Source organism: Streptomyces sp. NPDC047081, from assembly GCF_040643775.1.
GTDB lineage: Bacteria > Actinomycetota > Actinomycetes > Streptomycetales > Streptomycetaceae > Streptomyces.
Genome location: NZ_JBEYUY010000013.1, coordinates 134,754 through 149,174, shown reverse-complemented (window position 1 = coordinate 149,174; position 14,421 = coordinate 134,754). Strand labels below are relative to the sequence as shown.

11 protein-coding genes and 2 pseudogenes are annotated in these 14,421 nt (G+C 72.6%); 10 read left to right on the top strand and 3 right to left on the bottom strand.

Translation table 11 applies throughout. The annotated features are described in order from the left end of the window. Positions 1–61: 61 nt before the first annotated feature. A complete protein-coding gene (locus tag ABZ848_RS25355; RefSeq protein ID WP_360835463.1) occupies positions 62–1,426 on the top strand; it encodes a GH1 family beta-glucosidase in 1,365 nt (454 codons plus the stop codon). Between the two features lie 238 nt (positions 1,427–1,664). Here ABZ848_RS25355 and ABZ848_RS25350 read toward each other — a convergent pair whose 3' ends face one another. Then, entirely contained in the window at positions 1,665–2,057 is a 393-nt protein-coding gene (locus tag ABZ848_RS25350) for an SCO5389 family protein (protein ID WP_360835461.1), read from the bottom strand. 52 nt (positions 2,058–2,109) lie between these two features. Next, positions 2,110–3,057, bottom strand: a complete 948-nt coding sequence (locus ABZ848_RS25345) for an ATP-binding protein (protein ID WP_360835459.1) — start codon at positions 3,055–3,057, stop codon at positions 2,110–2,112. Between the two features lie 140 nt (positions 3,058–3,197). On the opposite strand from ABZ848_RS25345, the gene ABZ848_RS25340 reads away from it, so the two are divergent. The 4 genes and pseudogenes from ABZ848_RS25340 (at position 3,198) to ABZ848_RS25325 (ending at position 8,048) form a co-directional block, all read left to right on the top strand. Next, positions 3,198–3,734 (top strand): GNAT family N-acetyltransferase, encoded by a 537-nt coding sequence (locus ABZ848_RS25340; protein WP_360835457.1) that lies wholly within the window; start codon positions 3,198–3,200, stop codon positions 3,732–3,734. 5 nt (positions 3,735–3,739) lie between these two features. Beyond that, a complete protein-coding gene (locus ABZ848_RS25335; protein WP_360835455.1) occupies positions 3,740–5,230 on the top strand; it encodes an ABC transporter substrate-binding protein in 1,491 nt (496 codons plus the stop codon). A gap of 4 nt (positions 5,231–5,234) precedes the next feature. Further along, a complete protein-coding gene (locus ABZ848_RS25330) occupies positions 5,235–7,013 on the top strand; it encodes an ABC transporter permease subunit (protein ID WP_360835453.1) in 1,779 nt (592 codons plus the stop codon). Then, positions 7,010–8,048 (top strand): annotated as a pseudogene (locus ABZ848_RS25325) (MFS transporter). The gene ABZ848_RS25330 and the pseudogene ABZ848_RS25325 overlap by 4 nt, the downstream one beginning before the upstream one ends. Positions 8,049–8,393: 345 nt before the next feature. On the opposite strand, the gene ABZ848_RS25320 reads toward ABZ848_RS25325, so the two are convergent. Further along, positions 8,394–9,170: a CDP-alcohol phosphatidyltransferase family protein gene (locus ABZ848_RS25320; protein WP_360835451.1), complete on the bottom strand. Its 777-nt coding sequence runs from the start codon at positions 9,168–9,170 to the stop codon at positions 8,394–8,396. A gap of 107 nt (positions 9,171–9,277) precedes the next feature. On the opposite strand from ABZ848_RS25320, the gene ABZ848_RS25315 reads away from it, so the two are divergent. From ABZ848_RS25315 to ABZ848_RS25295, 5 genes and pseudogenes are all read left to right on the top strand, one after another. Next, on the top strand, positions 9,278–10,261 hold the full coding sequence (locus ABZ848_RS25315; protein WP_360835449.1) for a zinc-binding alcohol dehydrogenase: 984 nt from the start codon (positions 9,278–9,280) through the stop codon (positions 10,259–10,261). A gap of 163 nt (positions 10,262–10,424) precedes the next feature. Then, a complete protein-coding gene (locus ABZ848_RS25310) occupies positions 10,425–10,823 on the top strand; it encodes a 6-carboxytetrahydropterin synthase (protein WP_360835447.1) in 399 nt (132 codons plus the stop codon). Next, the gene (locus ABZ848_RS25305) at positions 10,820–12,010 is read left to right on the top strand and encodes a glycosyltransferase family 4 protein (RefSeq protein WP_360835445.1); all 1,191 of its coding nucleotides are present in this window, start codon (positions 10,820–10,822) and stop codon (positions 12,008–12,010) included. The genes ABZ848_RS25310 and ABZ848_RS25305 overlap by 4 nt, the downstream gene beginning before the upstream one ends. Further along, complete coding sequence (locus ABZ848_RS25300) at positions 12,007–13,044, top strand: class I SAM-dependent methyltransferase (protein ID WP_360835443.1); 1,038 nt, start codon at positions 12,007–12,009, stop codon at positions 13,042–13,044. Before ABZ848_RS25305 ends, ABZ848_RS25300 begins: the two co-directional genes overlap by 4 nt. Further along, positions 13,041–14,336: pseudogene (locus tag ABZ848_RS25295) on the top strand (lysylphosphatidylglycerol synthase transmembrane domain-containing protein); the annotation flags it as partial. The gene ABZ848_RS25300 and the pseudogene ABZ848_RS25295, both read left to right, overlap by 4 nt. Positions 14,337–14,421 lie beyond the last annotated feature (85 nt).

The window sequence follows — 14,421 nt, the reverse complement described above, 5'->3', positions numbered from 1 at the left end:
GCAGCCCGTCACCGACTCCCGACATCCCGTGACCAACTCCCCGTATCCCGAAGGGACTTCCGTGTCCGACCGCATCGACCTCGCCGCCTTCCCGCCGGACTTCCTGTGGGGCACGGCCACAGCGGCGTACCAGATCGAGGGAGCCGTCGCCGAGGACGGCCGCTCCCCGTCGATCTGGGACACCTTCTCGCACACGCCCGGCAAGGTCGCGGGCAACGACAACGGCGACGTGGCCTGCGACCACTACCACCGCTGGCGCGAGGACATCGGCCTGATGCGTCAACTCGGCACCAACGCCTACCGGTTGTCGATCGCCTGGCCCAGGGTCGTGCCGGGCGGCACCGGCCCGGTCAACCCCAAGGGCCTCGCGTTCTACGACGAGTTGACCGACGGACTGCTGGAGGCGGGCATCACCCCGTCCGTCACCCTCTACCACTGGGACCTGCCCCAGGTGCTCCAGGACCGAGGCGGCTGGCCCGAGCGGGACACCGCCCTCGCCTTCGCCGAGTACGCCTCGGTCGTCGCCGAACGCCTCGGCGACCGCGTCTCCCTCTGGGCCACCCTCAACGAACCCCTCTGCTCGGCCTGGATCGGCCATCTGGAGGGCCGGATGGCACCCGGCCTCACCGATCTGACCGCCGCGGTCCGGGCCTCGTACCACCTGCTCCTCGGCCACGGACTCGCCGCGCAGGCGATCCGCGCCGCCGCGCCGAACGCCCAGGTCGGCCTCGTCACCAACCTCTCCACCGTGCACGCCGCGACCGACCGCGAGGAGGACGTGCGGGCCGCCCGCCGCATGGACGGCCACGTCAACCGCTGGTGGCTGGACCCCGTCCACGGCCGGGGCTTCCCGGCCGACATGCGCGAGGTGTACGGCGTCGAACTACCCGAGCGGAAAGGCGACTTGGCGACCATCGCGACACCCCTCGACTGGCTCGGCCTGAACTACTACATGCCGGCCACCGTCGCCGACGACCCCTCCGCCCCCGCGCCCCACGTCCGCTCGGTCCGCCGCCTGGGCGTCCCGCGCACCGGCATGGACTGGGAGATCGACGCGAGCGGCATCGAGACGCTCCTGCTCCGCCTCACCGAGGAGTACGGCGCCCGCCGCCTGTACGTCACCGAGAACGGCTCCGCCTACCCGGACGTCGTACGCCCCGACGGAACCGTCGACGACCCCGAACGCCAGCGGTACCTGATCGACCACCTCGCTGCCTGCGCCTCGGCCGCCCGAAAGGGCGCCCCCCTGGCCGGCTACTTCGCCTGGTCGCTCCTCGACAACTTCGAGTGGGCGTACGGCTACGACAAGCGCTTCGGCCTGGTCCACGTCGACTACCGCACCCAGAAGCGCACGATCAAGGGCACGGGTCACCGGTACGCGGACATCGTCCGGGCACACCGCGGACGGGCCCGGAACGCGGCCTGAGCAACGGGCCGAAAGTCCAGGGAGAGGGGGTCCCAGGGCGGCGCGCGTTGCCGCCCCAGGACCCTGCCGTACAGGAAGCGACCGAGGTCGCCGGGCGGCAGTCGGCTTCTCCTTCAGCACCTCCCAGCTGTTCTGGCCGACCGCGCGGGAGTAATCAACTTCCGTCCGAGCGGGACGAGTTCATCTGCATCGGGGTCACTTGGTGGCACTGCGCCCGCAAGGTTGCCGAGTCACTGAGCTAGCAGTCCCTGAACTCCGGGGACTGGTTCAGGATCTGGGAGCGCTGGGAGGTGAAGCGCTTGTATGTTTCGCCGTTTCGCGCGCCCGGGTGGAAGGTCGCCACCCTGTGGCAGTTCTGGAAGGCCAGTTCCACCCCGAAGTGGCGTTCCAGGCTGCCGCGGATGGCGTCGCTCGCGAGGGCGCGGAGGAGCTGGCCGCGTTCCGTTTCCGACGGGGGAGGGGTCTGGTTGTCGGTGAACTCGGCCTTGCCGTCCTTCAGTTCGGTGGCCAGGGAGGCGATGAGGTCATAGGCGTAGGGGAGGGACGTGCGGACCGTGTCCACGAAGTCCTCCTCGCGGATGTCACCGGACTCGGCTTCGGCGAGGAGCTTCGGGGAGACGTCGAGAGACATGAAAGGGGGTGTCCGTTCTAATCGTTGGTGTAGGTGGCTCATGGGGGGTGGGTCAGCCGAGGGTCGTCGGGTCCGGGACGAAGTCCGGGTCCACCTGGGCCGCCAAGTCGGTGCCCGTCGCCTTGTCCGCCCACGCACGGGCGTTGCGCAGGTGGAACTCGACGGCATGGCGCTGGAGGCCGGCCCAGTCCTTGGGGCGGGCGTCGGCCGCTTCGCGCAGGACGTTCAGGGCGTGGTGGTTGTGGGGCTCCAACTCGCCCTCCGTGCGGCCCTGTTCGGCCGCCCGTACCCAGGGGGAGTGGACCAGGTGGGTCAGGAGGTCGTCGCCCACCTGTTCCTTGAGGAAGAGGAGGTCGTCCTCGCCGGTCACCTTGTTGCCGACGACCGCGGTCCGGATGCCGAACTCCCGGGCGTGGTCGCGGTACTGGCGGTAGACCGAGACTCCCTTGCGGGTGGGTTCCGCCACCAGGAAGGTGATGTCGAAGCGGGTGAACAGGCCCGACGCGAAGGCGTCCGCGCCCGCCGTCATGTCGACGACGACGTACTCGCCGGGGCCGTCCAGCAGATGGCCCAAGTAGAGCTCCACCGCGCCGAGTTTGGAGTGGTAGCAGGCGACGCCCAGATCGCTCTCGTCGAACTCGCCCGTCACCATCAGCGGTACCTCGCCCGCGCGCCGGACGTGCCGGGCGTGGATCTCGTCGTCCCCGAGGAGGCGGAGCAGGCGGGAACCGTGGCCGGGCGGGGTCGTCTTGATCATCGACTCCGCGGACGCGATCCGGGGATTCGTACCGCGCAGATAGTCCTTGATGGCGGGCAGGTGTGCACCCAGCGGTGGTGCGGCCGGGGTTTCGCCCTCGTGGCCCAGCGCCTCGGCCAGGTGCTGGTTGATGTCGCCGTCGATGGCGAGTACCGGCGCGCCGGAGCGGGCCAGATGGCGGGAGAAGAGTGCCGACAGCGTGGTCTTGCCGCTGCCGCCCTTGCCGACGAACGCGACCCGCATTACCGGGCCCGGGCCGGGCTCATTTTGAAAATGAATGTCATGTGGCTAGGTTTTAGGCACGTTCCCCGCCCGTGTCAAATCGAGGTGATCAAGCGGATGAGGGTGATCAAGTCGCAGTCCTTAATGCATATGATGTGCAAGTGCTTGACTACTGCATCAGGGCGGCGGGCCCGGACGACCTCGATGGTGCTCGAGCCGTGATGCTCGACACCCTCTACCGCGACTTCGGCACCGGCTACGTACCGCACTGGCACGGCGATATCGTCGACCCGGCCGCCGCGTATCTCGCCCCGGCCCGCCACACCCTCCTCGTCGCCCTCGACCCCGAGGACGGAGCCGTCGTGGCCACCGGCGCCCTCGACTCCCGCGGCCCCGCCCACCCGCCGAACCCGCGGCACATCGCCGAGCGCTTCCCCTCCGGCGAGACCGCCCAACTGCGCCGGATCTACGTCCGCCCCGAGCATCGCCGCCGCGGTCTCGCCCGGCGTCTCGTCACCGAGCTCCTCGCCTTCGCGGCCGCCGACGGCGGCTACCGCGCCGTCTATCTGCACACCGACCCGGCCGTCGAGGGCGCCGAGCCCTTCTGGCGGTCGCTCGGCAAGGTCGTGCTCGATGAGCGCGAGGAGCCCGCCGGCGGACAGGGGATCATCCACTTCGAGATACCGATGGGGCGATAGCCGCCGTGCACCGACTCCGACTGCTCCTCGCCCTGCTGCTCACCCCGGCCCTCACCGGCTGCTTCGCCTCCGGCGGCGCCGACGGCTCCTCCGGCGACGCCAAGTCCGGCTCCCGGCTGCGGGTCGCCCTCGCCTTCCCGCCCGCCGAGAACCTCTCCCCGTACGGCGCCGACGCCACCATCCTCAGCCGCCTCGGCGTCACCGAAAGCCTCACCGCCCTGGACGCCAACGGCGCCGCCGCCCCCGCGCTCGCCGCCTCCTGGCGCCAACTGGACGACCGCACCTGGCTGTTCACCCTCCGCGAGGCCACCTTCCAGGACGGCACGGAGGTCACCCCGGCCGCGGTCGCCGCCTCCCTCACCCACGCCACCGAGGCCAAGCCGGCCCCGGCCGCCCTCTCCGGAGTCACCCTCAAGGCGGAACCCCAGGGCAGCACCGGCGTACGCGTCACCACCGGCAACCCCGACCCCGTACTCCCGCTCCGCCTGTCCAGCCCGAGCCTCGCGATCCTCGCCGAGAAGGGTTACGACGAGAAGGGCGCCGCCGACCCGGTCGGCACCGCCACCGGCCCCTTCGAGATCACCCAGGTCACCGGCGCCACCTCCGCGACCCTCGACCGATACGATGACTACTGGGGCGGCCGCGCCCAATCCTCCGGCGTGGACGTGAAGTTCATCGCCGACGGCACCGCCCGCGCCGCCGCCCTGCGCACCGGCCAGACCGACCTCGCCGAGGCGATCCCGGTCGCGCAGGCCGCCTCCCTCGACAAGGCCACCCGCAGGGAGACGGCCACCACCCGCACCACCGGCCTGCTGCTCAACGCGAAGAAGGGCCCCTTCAAGGACCCGAAGCTACGGGCCGCCGCACGCCGGGCCGTCGACACCTCCGCCCTCGCCGACGGCGTCTACGAAGGCCACGCGGACCCCGGCGTCGGCATCTACGGACCCGCCGTCACCTGGGCCGAGGGCCAGCGGCAGCAGCCGGCCGGGCGCGCGAAGGCCGCGGCGCCCGACGGCACGAAGGTCACCCTCGCGACGTACGACAACCGGCCCGAACTCCCCGAAGTCGCCCAGGTGTTGAAGCAGCAGCTGGAGCAGGCCGGATTCGAGGTCCGGCTGGAGGTGCGCGAGTACTCGCGGCTGGAGAGCGACGCGCTGGCCGGGAGGTTCGACGCCTTCGTCCTCGCCCGCAACACCCTGGTCGACATCGGCGATCCCGTCGCCGTGCTGGCCAGCGACTTCACCTGCGACGGCGGCTACAACCTGGCGCTGCTGTGCGACAAGGCGGTCGACCGCGCGGTGGCCCGGGCCGAGGGCATCGCCGACACCGGCGAACGGCAGGGCGCGGCCATGGCGGCCGAGGCGGCGATCCTCGGCACTGACGCCGTCGTACCGCTGGTCCACCAGCGCGTCATCACCGGCGTCGGCACCTCGGTCCGCGGCGCGCTGCTCGACCCGTACGAGCGCACCCTTGTCACCTCCGGCACCCGGCGCTGATCGCATGCGGCACCAACTGACCGCGCTTTTCTGGCGGGTTGGGCTCGCTGGCGCCCTCGTCTGCGGCATTGGCCTACTGCCCTGGCTCTCGCGCACCGACCCGGCACTCACCGTGCTCAAGGCGCGTTCGGTCGAACGGGAGCCGACGCGAGAGGTGTTGGCCGACATCCGCTCCCAACTCGGCCTGGAAGAGGGCCCATTGCGGCTGCTCGGACAGTGGACGGGCGGGCTGTGGCGCGGTGACGCCGGACGGTCGTGGATCTCCGGCGCCGAGGTCACCCCCACTGTTCTCCAGGCCCTCGGGGTCTCCCTGCTGCTCATGGCGGTGGCGCTCGCGGTCGCCGCCGGCACCGCCGGACTCGTGTGCGCCCGCACGCTGCACCGGCAGGGGCGCCGGGGGCGCGCGGGTGGCAGCGGCTCCGCCGTGCTCGCCGCGCTGCCCGAGTTCCTCACCGCGTCCTTACTGGCCACGGTCGTCGGAGTGCAGCTCGGCTGGCTGCCGGCCCTCGGCTGGTACGGGCCCCGCTGGACCGTGCTGCCCGCGCTCGCTCTCGGCCTCCCCGCGGGGGCCGTGCTCGGGCGGCTCCTCGACGACCTGCTGCCCGGCGCGTTCGCGGAGTCCTGGGCGCGGGCCGCGGCAGCGCGCGGACTGCCCCGCCGTACCATCGCCCGCCAGGCGGTACGCCGTTGCGTGCCCGCGCTGCTCCCCAACACCGGCCTGTTCGTGGTCGGGCTGACCGGCGGTTCGGTGGCCGTCGAGCAGATCTTCGACATCCCCGGCCTCGGCCGCACCACCCTCCAGGCCGCCCTCGCCCAGGACCTCCCCGTCCTCCAGGCGGGCACCCTCGCCCTCGTCCTCCTCGCCGCGGCGGCGACCGGCGCCTCCCGCCTCACCACCCGCCTGCTGATCGGACCGGCCCTGCGCGACGGAGCCCTGCCGTCCCTGCACCGCCCGACCCCACCGGCCCGCGGAATCCGGCCTTACCTGTACGGCGGTGTCCTGCTCGCCGTCGTGGCCCTCGGCCTGCCCCGCGACCCGCTCGCCCTGAACACGCGCGAGCGACTCCAATCCCCGTCCCGGGCACACCCGTTCGGCACGGACGCCCTCGGCCGGGACATCCTCGCCCGGGTCGCCCATGGCGCCCTCGACACCCTCCTGCTCGCCCTCGCGATCAGTGCCGTGGCCCTGGCCGCCGGTGTACTGCTCGGGCTGCTGCCGCGCCTGTCCGGGCCGTTGGTCGACACGGTCAACGCCGTACCACCTGTCCTCGGCGCGCTCCTCGTCACCGCCGTCGCGGGCAGCGGGCCGGTCACGCCCGCGCTGGCCGTGTTGCTCGTGGCGTGGGCGCCGCTGGCCACGCACACCTCGGCGCTGCTGCGCCAGGAACGGGCTGCGCAGCACGTGACCGCCACGCGGGGCCTGGGCGCGGGGAGTTGGTACGTCCTCCGGCATGAACTCCTCCCCGCCGTCCTCCCGCCCGTCACCCGCCACGCCCTGCTCCGCCTGCCCGGCATCGCCCTCGCGCTCGCCTCGCTGGCCTTCCTCGGGCTGGGAGCGCAGCCGCCGTCCCCGGAGTGGGGCCTGCTCCTCGCCGAGAACCAGCCCTACGCCGAGCGCGCGCCCTGGGCGGTCCTGGCACCGGCGGCCGTACTCGCCCTGTTGGGGGCGCTGGCGGTGAGCGCGGCGGGAGGGGTACGACGGCGGCCGGGGCGTCGTACGGTCGCAGCCGCCGCGTCTGTCGAACGATCTGCTCGGGCACGGGAGTTGGTGGGGGCGGAATGATCTCCGCCCTGTCGGCCGGCGTGCGTCGGCGGACGCGGAACGACACCCAACTCACTCCGCTGCTCAAGCTCCTGATCCTCACTCAACTCGCCTTCAACCTGGGCTTCTTCGCTGTGCTGCCCTTCCTGTCGGAGCATCTGGGGCGGGCGGTGGTGATGGCGGGGTGTGGGCTGCGGATCGCCGGGTTCGCGTGGCTGGGGTATGCGGAGGCGACCTGGGCGGTGATCGGGTCGGTGCTGCTGATCGGGTTCGCGGACGCGGGTCCTGGCGTTGTTCGCGGTGGCGGGTCAGGCCGGGGTGTTCGTCGGGCCGTTGCTGGGGGCGCTGCTGCTGGGGTTGGACTTCCGGGCGGTGTGTCTGGCTGGGGCCGGGATCTTCGTACTGGCCCTCGCGGGGCACGCCTGGCTGTTGCCGCAGCGGATACCGGGCTGGGCGCGGACGCGTATGAGCGGCGGCCTGGGCCTGCTCCTCCGCAACCGGCGCTTCCTGGCGCTGTGTTGTGCGTACGGCGCCCACCTGCTCGCCTACAACCAGCTGTACCTAGCCCTGCCGGCGGAGCTCGAACGGGTCGCGGGCTCCCAGGCGCCGGTGGCGTGGCTGTTCGCGCTGTCGTCGCTGCTGGTGGTGGGGGCGCAGTTGCCGGTGACGCGGTGGGCCGGGTCGCGCCTGACTCTCCGCCGCTCGATGCTGGCGGGGCTCCTGCTGATCACGGTCGGCTTCACGACGGTGGCCCTGGCTTGCCCGGCCGCGTGGACCGGCGCACCGGGCCTGCTCCCGTCCGCAGCGTTCGTCGTCCTGCTCACCCTGGGCCAGATGCTGGTCACCCCTGTCGCCCGCGCCTGGGTCCCCGACCTGGCGGTGGAAGGCCGCAACGGCCTCTACACGGGCGCGTTGTTCTCGGTGTCCGGCCCGATGGTCCTGGCAGGCACCTCGGCGACGGGCCTACTGCTCGACAGCGGCCTGCCACCGACCGTCCCGTGGCTGACCCTGGCCGCCGTACCGGCTGCGGCGATGGTGCTGCTGCCCCGCGGATAGGGTCGCCGCCATGAAGATCAAGACGGAAATCGCGCGAGAACCGAGCGAGGAACTCGTAGATGCCTTCAGCCGATTGCTGCCCCAGCTGTCCCGAACCGCAAGGCCCCTGGACGCCGAGGCCGTCGGCCGGATCCTCTCCAGCGACGCGAACACGACCCTCGTAGCCAGGGCCGACGGGCGAATCGCCGGCACCCTGACCCTGGTCACTTTTCCTCTGCCGTCCGGCTTCTGGAGCGGATCGTCGAGAACGGTGGCGGCGACCAGTTCGCCTTCGTCAGGACCCCGCCCCGGGCCGATGTCTTCGTATCCCTGGTACCGATGGCCGGCACCGCGGCGATGAGCGGGTCAGGACGCGATCGGCTCGCGTTCCGCCTCCTGTTCCAGCATCTGCTCCACCTCGCCCTCCTGGACCCTCGACGTGCGGTACAGCCAGTAGATGTCTCGGCCGAAGGACCAGGTCAGGGTTGTGAGGGCCAGGGCTGTCACCGCGAAGGAGGCCGCGTGGGGGAGGAGGCCCGAGGCTGCCAGGAGGAGGCAGATGCCCTGCATCGCCGCCACCGTCTTGCGGGCCGTGCTCGGGGGGAGCGGGGCGTTCAGCCAGGGGTAGGCGCGGGCCGCCGCCACGAACGCGTAGCGCATCGCGCCGATCAGCAGGACCCAGGGGCCCAGCCGCATCGAGACGTACACGCTCAGCACCAGGATCAGGAACGCGTCGACCTCCATGTCGAAGCGTGCGCCGAGGGGGGTGGAGGTGCCCGTCGCGCGGGCCACCTTGCCGTCCACACCGTCCAGGATCAGGGCCACCGCCGTGAGACCCACGAAGAGGGTTACCGGGGGTGAGCTCTCGAAAGAGTCCGCCACCAGGGCTGTTACTCCGCCCACCAGCGTCGCCCTGCCCAGTGTCACCCGGTTCGCCGGGCCGAAGGAGCGCACGCGCGAGCGGTGCAGTGCCTTGGAGAGCACCGCCCAGCTGGCGACGGCGAAGGCGAGGCCGGTCAGCCAGCCCGCCGGCCCCATGCCGATCGCCGTACCGAGCAGGGCAAGCAACAGGATCTGCAGACCCGCTCCCACAGCGGTCTCCTGCTGGACCAGCCTTGCGTCGTAAGTGTTGTTCAGGGCCACCGCACACCCTCCGGCCATGTGACAGAGTCGATCAACGCCGCGTACTGTGCGCGGCCTGTGCACACCTCGGTACGTGAACCACTTCCCGATCGTTCAGGAGGACGCCGATGAACCGCACCGCAAGGGCGTTCTGGCTACGCCAACCGGGTGAAGGTGAGATACGGGACGCAGACCTGCCGGAACCCACGCAGAGTGACGTTCTGGTGCGTTCGCTCTTCTCCGGAGTGAGCCGGGGGACCGAAACGCTCGTGTTCCGCGGAGGCGTCCCCGAGAGCCAGCGCGCGGCCATGCGGGCGCCTTTCCAGAAGGGCGAGTTCCCCGCTCCCGTGAAATACGGCTACCTGAGCGTGGGCGTGGTGGAGGAGGGGGCCGAGGAGCTGGTGGGGCGGACGGTTTTCTGCCTCTACCCGCATCAGACGCGGTACGTCGTCCCCGCCACCGCCGTCACCCTCGTACCGGACACCGTCCCCGCCGAGCGCGCCGTCCTCGCCGGCACCGTGGAGACCGCCGTCAACGCCCTCTGGGACGCCGCGCCCCTGGTCGGCGACCGGATCGCCGTCGTCGGTGGGGGAATGGTGGGCTGTTCGGTGGCCGCACTGCTCGCACGATTTCCGGGCGTACGCGTGCAGCTCGTCGACGCCGACCCCGCCCGCGCCAAGGTCGCCCAGGCCCTCGGCGTCGACTTCGCCCTGCCCGCCGACGCCCTCGGTGAACGCGACCTCGTCGTGCACGCCAGCGCCACCGAGCAGGGCCTGGCCCGGTCGCTGGAGCTGCTGCGGGACGAAGGGACCGTCCTGGAGCTGAGCTGGTACGGCGACCGCAGGGTCTCCCTGCCGCTCGGCGAGGACTTCCACTCCCGCCGGCTCGTCGTCCGCAGCAGCCAGGTCGGCACCGTCGCCCCGGCCCGCCGCTCCAGCCGTACCTACGCCGACCGGCTCGCCCTCGCCCTCGACCTGCTCGCCGACCCCGCGCTGGACGCCCTCATCACCGGCGAGTCCGCCTTCGAGGAGCTCCCGGACGTCATGCCGCGCCTGGCCGCCGGGGAGATCCCGGCCCTCTGTCACCGGGTCCGGTACGCGGACACAGCCTGACGAGTCGTTCAATCCGGGACGACCTGTGGGCTTGCAAGACCGCCTGACCTGAGAAAAGAGTGAGAGGCGGCTGAACGCAGGGAAGCGAAGAGCCGTACTACACGGCATCCCCCGGCAGGGATCAGCCGGGGGACCAGACGCGCCGCACCTGGAGGGTCGTCCGTTGTTCAGTGTCACTGTCCGCGATCACATCATGATCGCCCACAGCTTCCGCGGGGAGGTCTTCGGACCCGCGCAGCGCCTGCACGGAGCCACGTTCCTCGTGGACGCGACGTTCCGCCGCGAGCAGCTGGACGACGACAACATCGTCGTCGACATCGGACTGGCCACGCAGGAACTCGGTGCCGTCGTGAGCGAGCTGAACTACAGAAACCTCGACAACGAGCCCGAGTTCGCCGGCGTGAACACCTCGACGGAGTTCCTCGCCAAGGTCATCGCCGACCGGCTCGCCCAGCGCATCGAGAAGGGCGCGCTCGGCGAGGGCGCCAAGGGCATCGCCGGAATCACCGTCACGCTCCACGAGTCGCACATCGCGTGGGCGAGTTACGAGCGTGCCCTGTGACCGACGTGACCCTGGAGAAGGCCGCGAAGCCCGCACTCGGCTATGTGCCGGTGCAGAACTCTGTCCTGAAGAACGCCGAGATCCTCCCCATGTCCCTGCGCTCCGTGCACTTCGTCCTGCCGGGCGGCGTCGACGACCCGGCCGCGCCGAGCGGCGGCAACGCCTATGACCGGCGCGTGAGTCTGGACCTCCCCGGCTTCGGCTGGCAGGTCCACAAGCACGCCGTCGACGGCGGCTGGCCCCGGCCCGATGCCTCGGCCTGCGCGGAACTCGCCCGCACACTGCGGGAGTTGCCGGACGGCAGCGTCGTCATGATGGACGGCCTCGTCGCGTGCGGCGTCCCGGAGATCGTCGTCCCGGAGACCGAGCGGCTGAACCTCGCCGTCCTCGTCCACCTCCCGCTCGGCGACGAGACGGGCCTGGAGCCCGCGGTGGCCGCCGAGTTGGACGCCAAGGAGCGTGACGTGCTGCGGGCCGTGCCCGCCGTCATCGCCACCAGCGACTGGGCGGTACGGCGCCTGGTCTCGCACCACGGCCTGGCCCCCGAGCGCGTCCATGTCGCCGCCCCCGGCGCCGACATCGCGCCCCTCGCCTCCGGCACCGACGGCGTCTCCCGGCTGCTGTGCGTGGCCGCGGTGACCCCGCGCAAGGGCCAGCACCGGCTGGTGCAGGCGCTGGCCGCCGCGGCCGACCTGCCGTGGCACTGCGTGTGCGTCGGCGGACTCACCCAGGACCCCGAGTACGTCGGCCATCTCCGGGCACTGATCAGGGAGTTCGGCCTGGAGGACCGCATCGAGCTGGCGGGCCCGCGGGCCGGCGCCGAGCTCGACGCCAGCTACCACACCGCCGACCTGATGGTCCTGACCTCGTACGCGGAGACGTACGGCATGGCCGTCACGGAGGCCCTCGCGCGCGGCATCCCGGTGCTCGCGACCGACGTCGGCGGTCTGCCCGAGGCGGTCGGCCGCGCCCCCGACGGAGGCGTGCCCGGCATCCTCGTACCGCCGGAGGACCCCGCCGCCCTCGCCGCCGAACTGCGCGGCTGGTTCGGGGAGGCGGACGTACGACGCCGGCTGAAGGCCGCCGCCAGGGGCCGGCGGGCCGCCCTGGACGGCTGGGCGACCACGGCCCGCAGCCTCGCCGGAGTACTGGGCCGGCTGCCGAGCGAACCCAGGAGGGCGGCATGAACAGGACCAGCACCAAGGTCGGCGGGAAGATCCCGGCACAGCCGGGACCGAGGGAGACGAAGGTGGGATCCGTGGCAGCTGCCGCCCAGCAGGAAAGCGCGACCGGGCCCGGGTTGACACCGGGTTCCGTGATCCCCGGCGCCGGCCCCGCACAGCGCCCCGGCGAGCGGGCCACCGTACGCCTGCGGGAGACCGGGCCCGACGAGCCGCCGCGTTACGCCCCGGAGTGGCTGGAGCTGCGTGAGCCCGCCGACGCGGCCGCGCGGGCGCATGAGCTGCTCGACCCGCTGCGGATCCGGCTCGCCAACCTGCCGGGCAAGGCCGGTCTCGTCATCCACGACCTCGGCTGCGGCACCGGCTCCATGGGCCGCTGGCTCGCCCCGCGCCTCGACGGCGCCCAGCACTGGATCCTGCACGACCGCGACCCCTACCTGCTGCACTTCGCGGCGGTCGCCTCCCCGCGCTCGGCCGCCGACGGCAGCCGGGTCACCGTGGAGACCCGGCGCGGCGACGTCGCCCGGCTCACCCCGGACGCCCTCGCCGGCGCCTCCCTGGTGACCGCGTCCGCTCTCCTCGACGTCCTCAAGCGCGAGGAGATCGAGACCCTCGCCGCCGCCTGCACGGGCGCCGGCTGCCCGGCCCTGCTGACGCTCTCGGTGGCGGGCCGCGTCGAACTCACCCCGTCCGACCCGATGGACGCGGAGATCGCCGAGGCGTTCAACGCCCACCAGCGGCGCGACGGACTGCTCGGCCCGGACGCCATCACCGTCGCGTGCGAGGCCTTCTCGGAGCGGGGCGCGACGGTACGGGTCAACCCGAGCGCCTGGCGCCTCGGCCCCGGCGAGGCCGCGCTCACCTCGCAGTGGCTGCGCGGCTGGGTCGGCGCGGCCGTCGAACAGCGCCCCGAGCTGAAGCAGCGCGCAGAACGGTATCTGCAGGACCGCCTGGCGGCCTGCGAGGCGGGCGAACTGCACGTCACGGTCCACCACAGCGACCTACTGGCACTGTCCCGGCCGACGGGCGGGGCGTCATGAGCGTGGAGACGGTACGGGCGCTCGTGGTACCGACCGACCGACGTGGCACGGCGGAGGCACGACGGGGAGTGGACGTCGTGTCCGGGGCGCCGGCGGGTGCCGAGGCGCGGGCCGCTGTGCCGACGTGCGGTGCTGTTGAGGCGCGCGCCTCCCTGCCGACGCGGCCCCGCGTCGAGGCTCGGGCCGAGAGCGCCGCCCGCCCTGCGGTTCTGCCCGTTTCCTCCGTCGCCGTCGAGGTGTGGGAGGACGGCTTCGCCTGTCTCGCCGCTCGGGACGCCGCTCTGCTCGCGCGGGCCGATGTGCTTGCCGCCGCCCCGCCCACCGGGCCCGCCGTCTCCGAGGCCCGTATCGGTGTGATCGTCTCCTCGGCCCGGCCCGAGCCCGCCGCCGCGCGGACGCCCTGGTGGCGTGGCGCGCTCGCACGGATCAACTCCCGCGCCGTACGCACCCACTTCGGCACCGTCGCCGGTGTCGTCATCCTCGGCGCGCTGCTGTGGCACCTCGGCACCGGCGTCCTGCTGGACGGGCTGCGCAGCATCGACGCGACGACCCTGGTGGTGTCCCTGCTGATCGGCGTCGCCACCACCGTGCTCAGCGCCTGGCGCTGGTCGCTGGTGGCCCGAGGCCTGAAGATCCGCCTGCCGCTCGGCCCGGCCGTCGCCGACTACTACCGCGCGCTGTTCCTGAACGCTGCCCTGCCCGGCGGCGTCCTCGGCGACGTCCACCGCGCCGTCCGGCACGGACAGAACGCCGGCGACCTCGGCCGCGGAGTTCGTTCCGTCGTCCTCGAACGCGTCGCCGGACAGGTCGCGTTGACGGTCGTCGGTACGGCGATGCTGCTCACGATGCCGTCACCGGTGCTCGGCGAGGTACGGCACTTCGCGCCCCTCGTCGGCCTCGCGGCCGTGGGAGCGCTCGCCGTCGTCGTCGCGCTGCGCATGAACAAGGCGCCGTCCCGCCGCGGAACGCGCCTGCGCTCCACGCTCGCCGAGGCCCACGAGGGCCTGCTGTCGCGCCGCAACTGGCCCGGCGTCACCGTCTCCTCACTGCTGATCCTGGCCGGCCACCTCGGCATGTTCGTGCTGGCCGCCCGGGTCGCCGGCTCCGGCGCCTCCGTCGCCGTCCTGCTGCCGCTGGCCGTCCTCGCCCTGGTCGCCATGGGACTGCCCCTGAACATCGGCGGGTTCGGCCCCCGGGAGGGCGTCACCGCCTGGGCGTTCGGCGCGGCCGGCCTCGGCGCGAGCAGCGGTGTGGCCGTCGCCGTGGTGTACGGCGTGCTGAGCTTCGTGGCCGCCCTGCCGGGCGCCGTCGTCCTCGTCGCCCGCTGGTACACGGGCCTGCGGGCGGGTTCCGGGACGTCCCCGGAACCCGAGGGCT

Excerpts from the sequence above, each read along its gene's own strand:
- ABZ848_RS25350 (WP_360835461.1), bottom strand. The coding sequence starts at position 2,057 with ATGTCTCTCGACGTCTCCCCGAAGCTCCTCGCCGAAGCCGAGTCCGGT.
- ABZ848_RS25345 (WP_360835459.1), bottom strand. The coding sequence starts at position 3,057 with ATGCGGGTCGCGTTCGTCGGCAAGGGCGGCAGCGGCAAGACCACGCTG.
- ABZ848_RS25330 (WP_360835453.1), top strand. The coding sequence starts at position 5,235 with ATGCGGCACCAACTGACCGCGCTTTTCTGGCGGGTTGGGCTCGCTGGC.
- ABZ848_RS25315 (WP_360835449.1), top strand. The coding sequence starts at position 9,278 with ATGAACCGCACCGCAAGGGCGTTCTGGCTACGCCAACCGGGTGAAGGT.
- ABZ848_RS25300 (WP_360835443.1), top strand. The coding sequence starts at position 12,007 with ATGAACAGGACCAGCACCAAGGTCGGCGGGAAGATCCCGGCACAGCCG.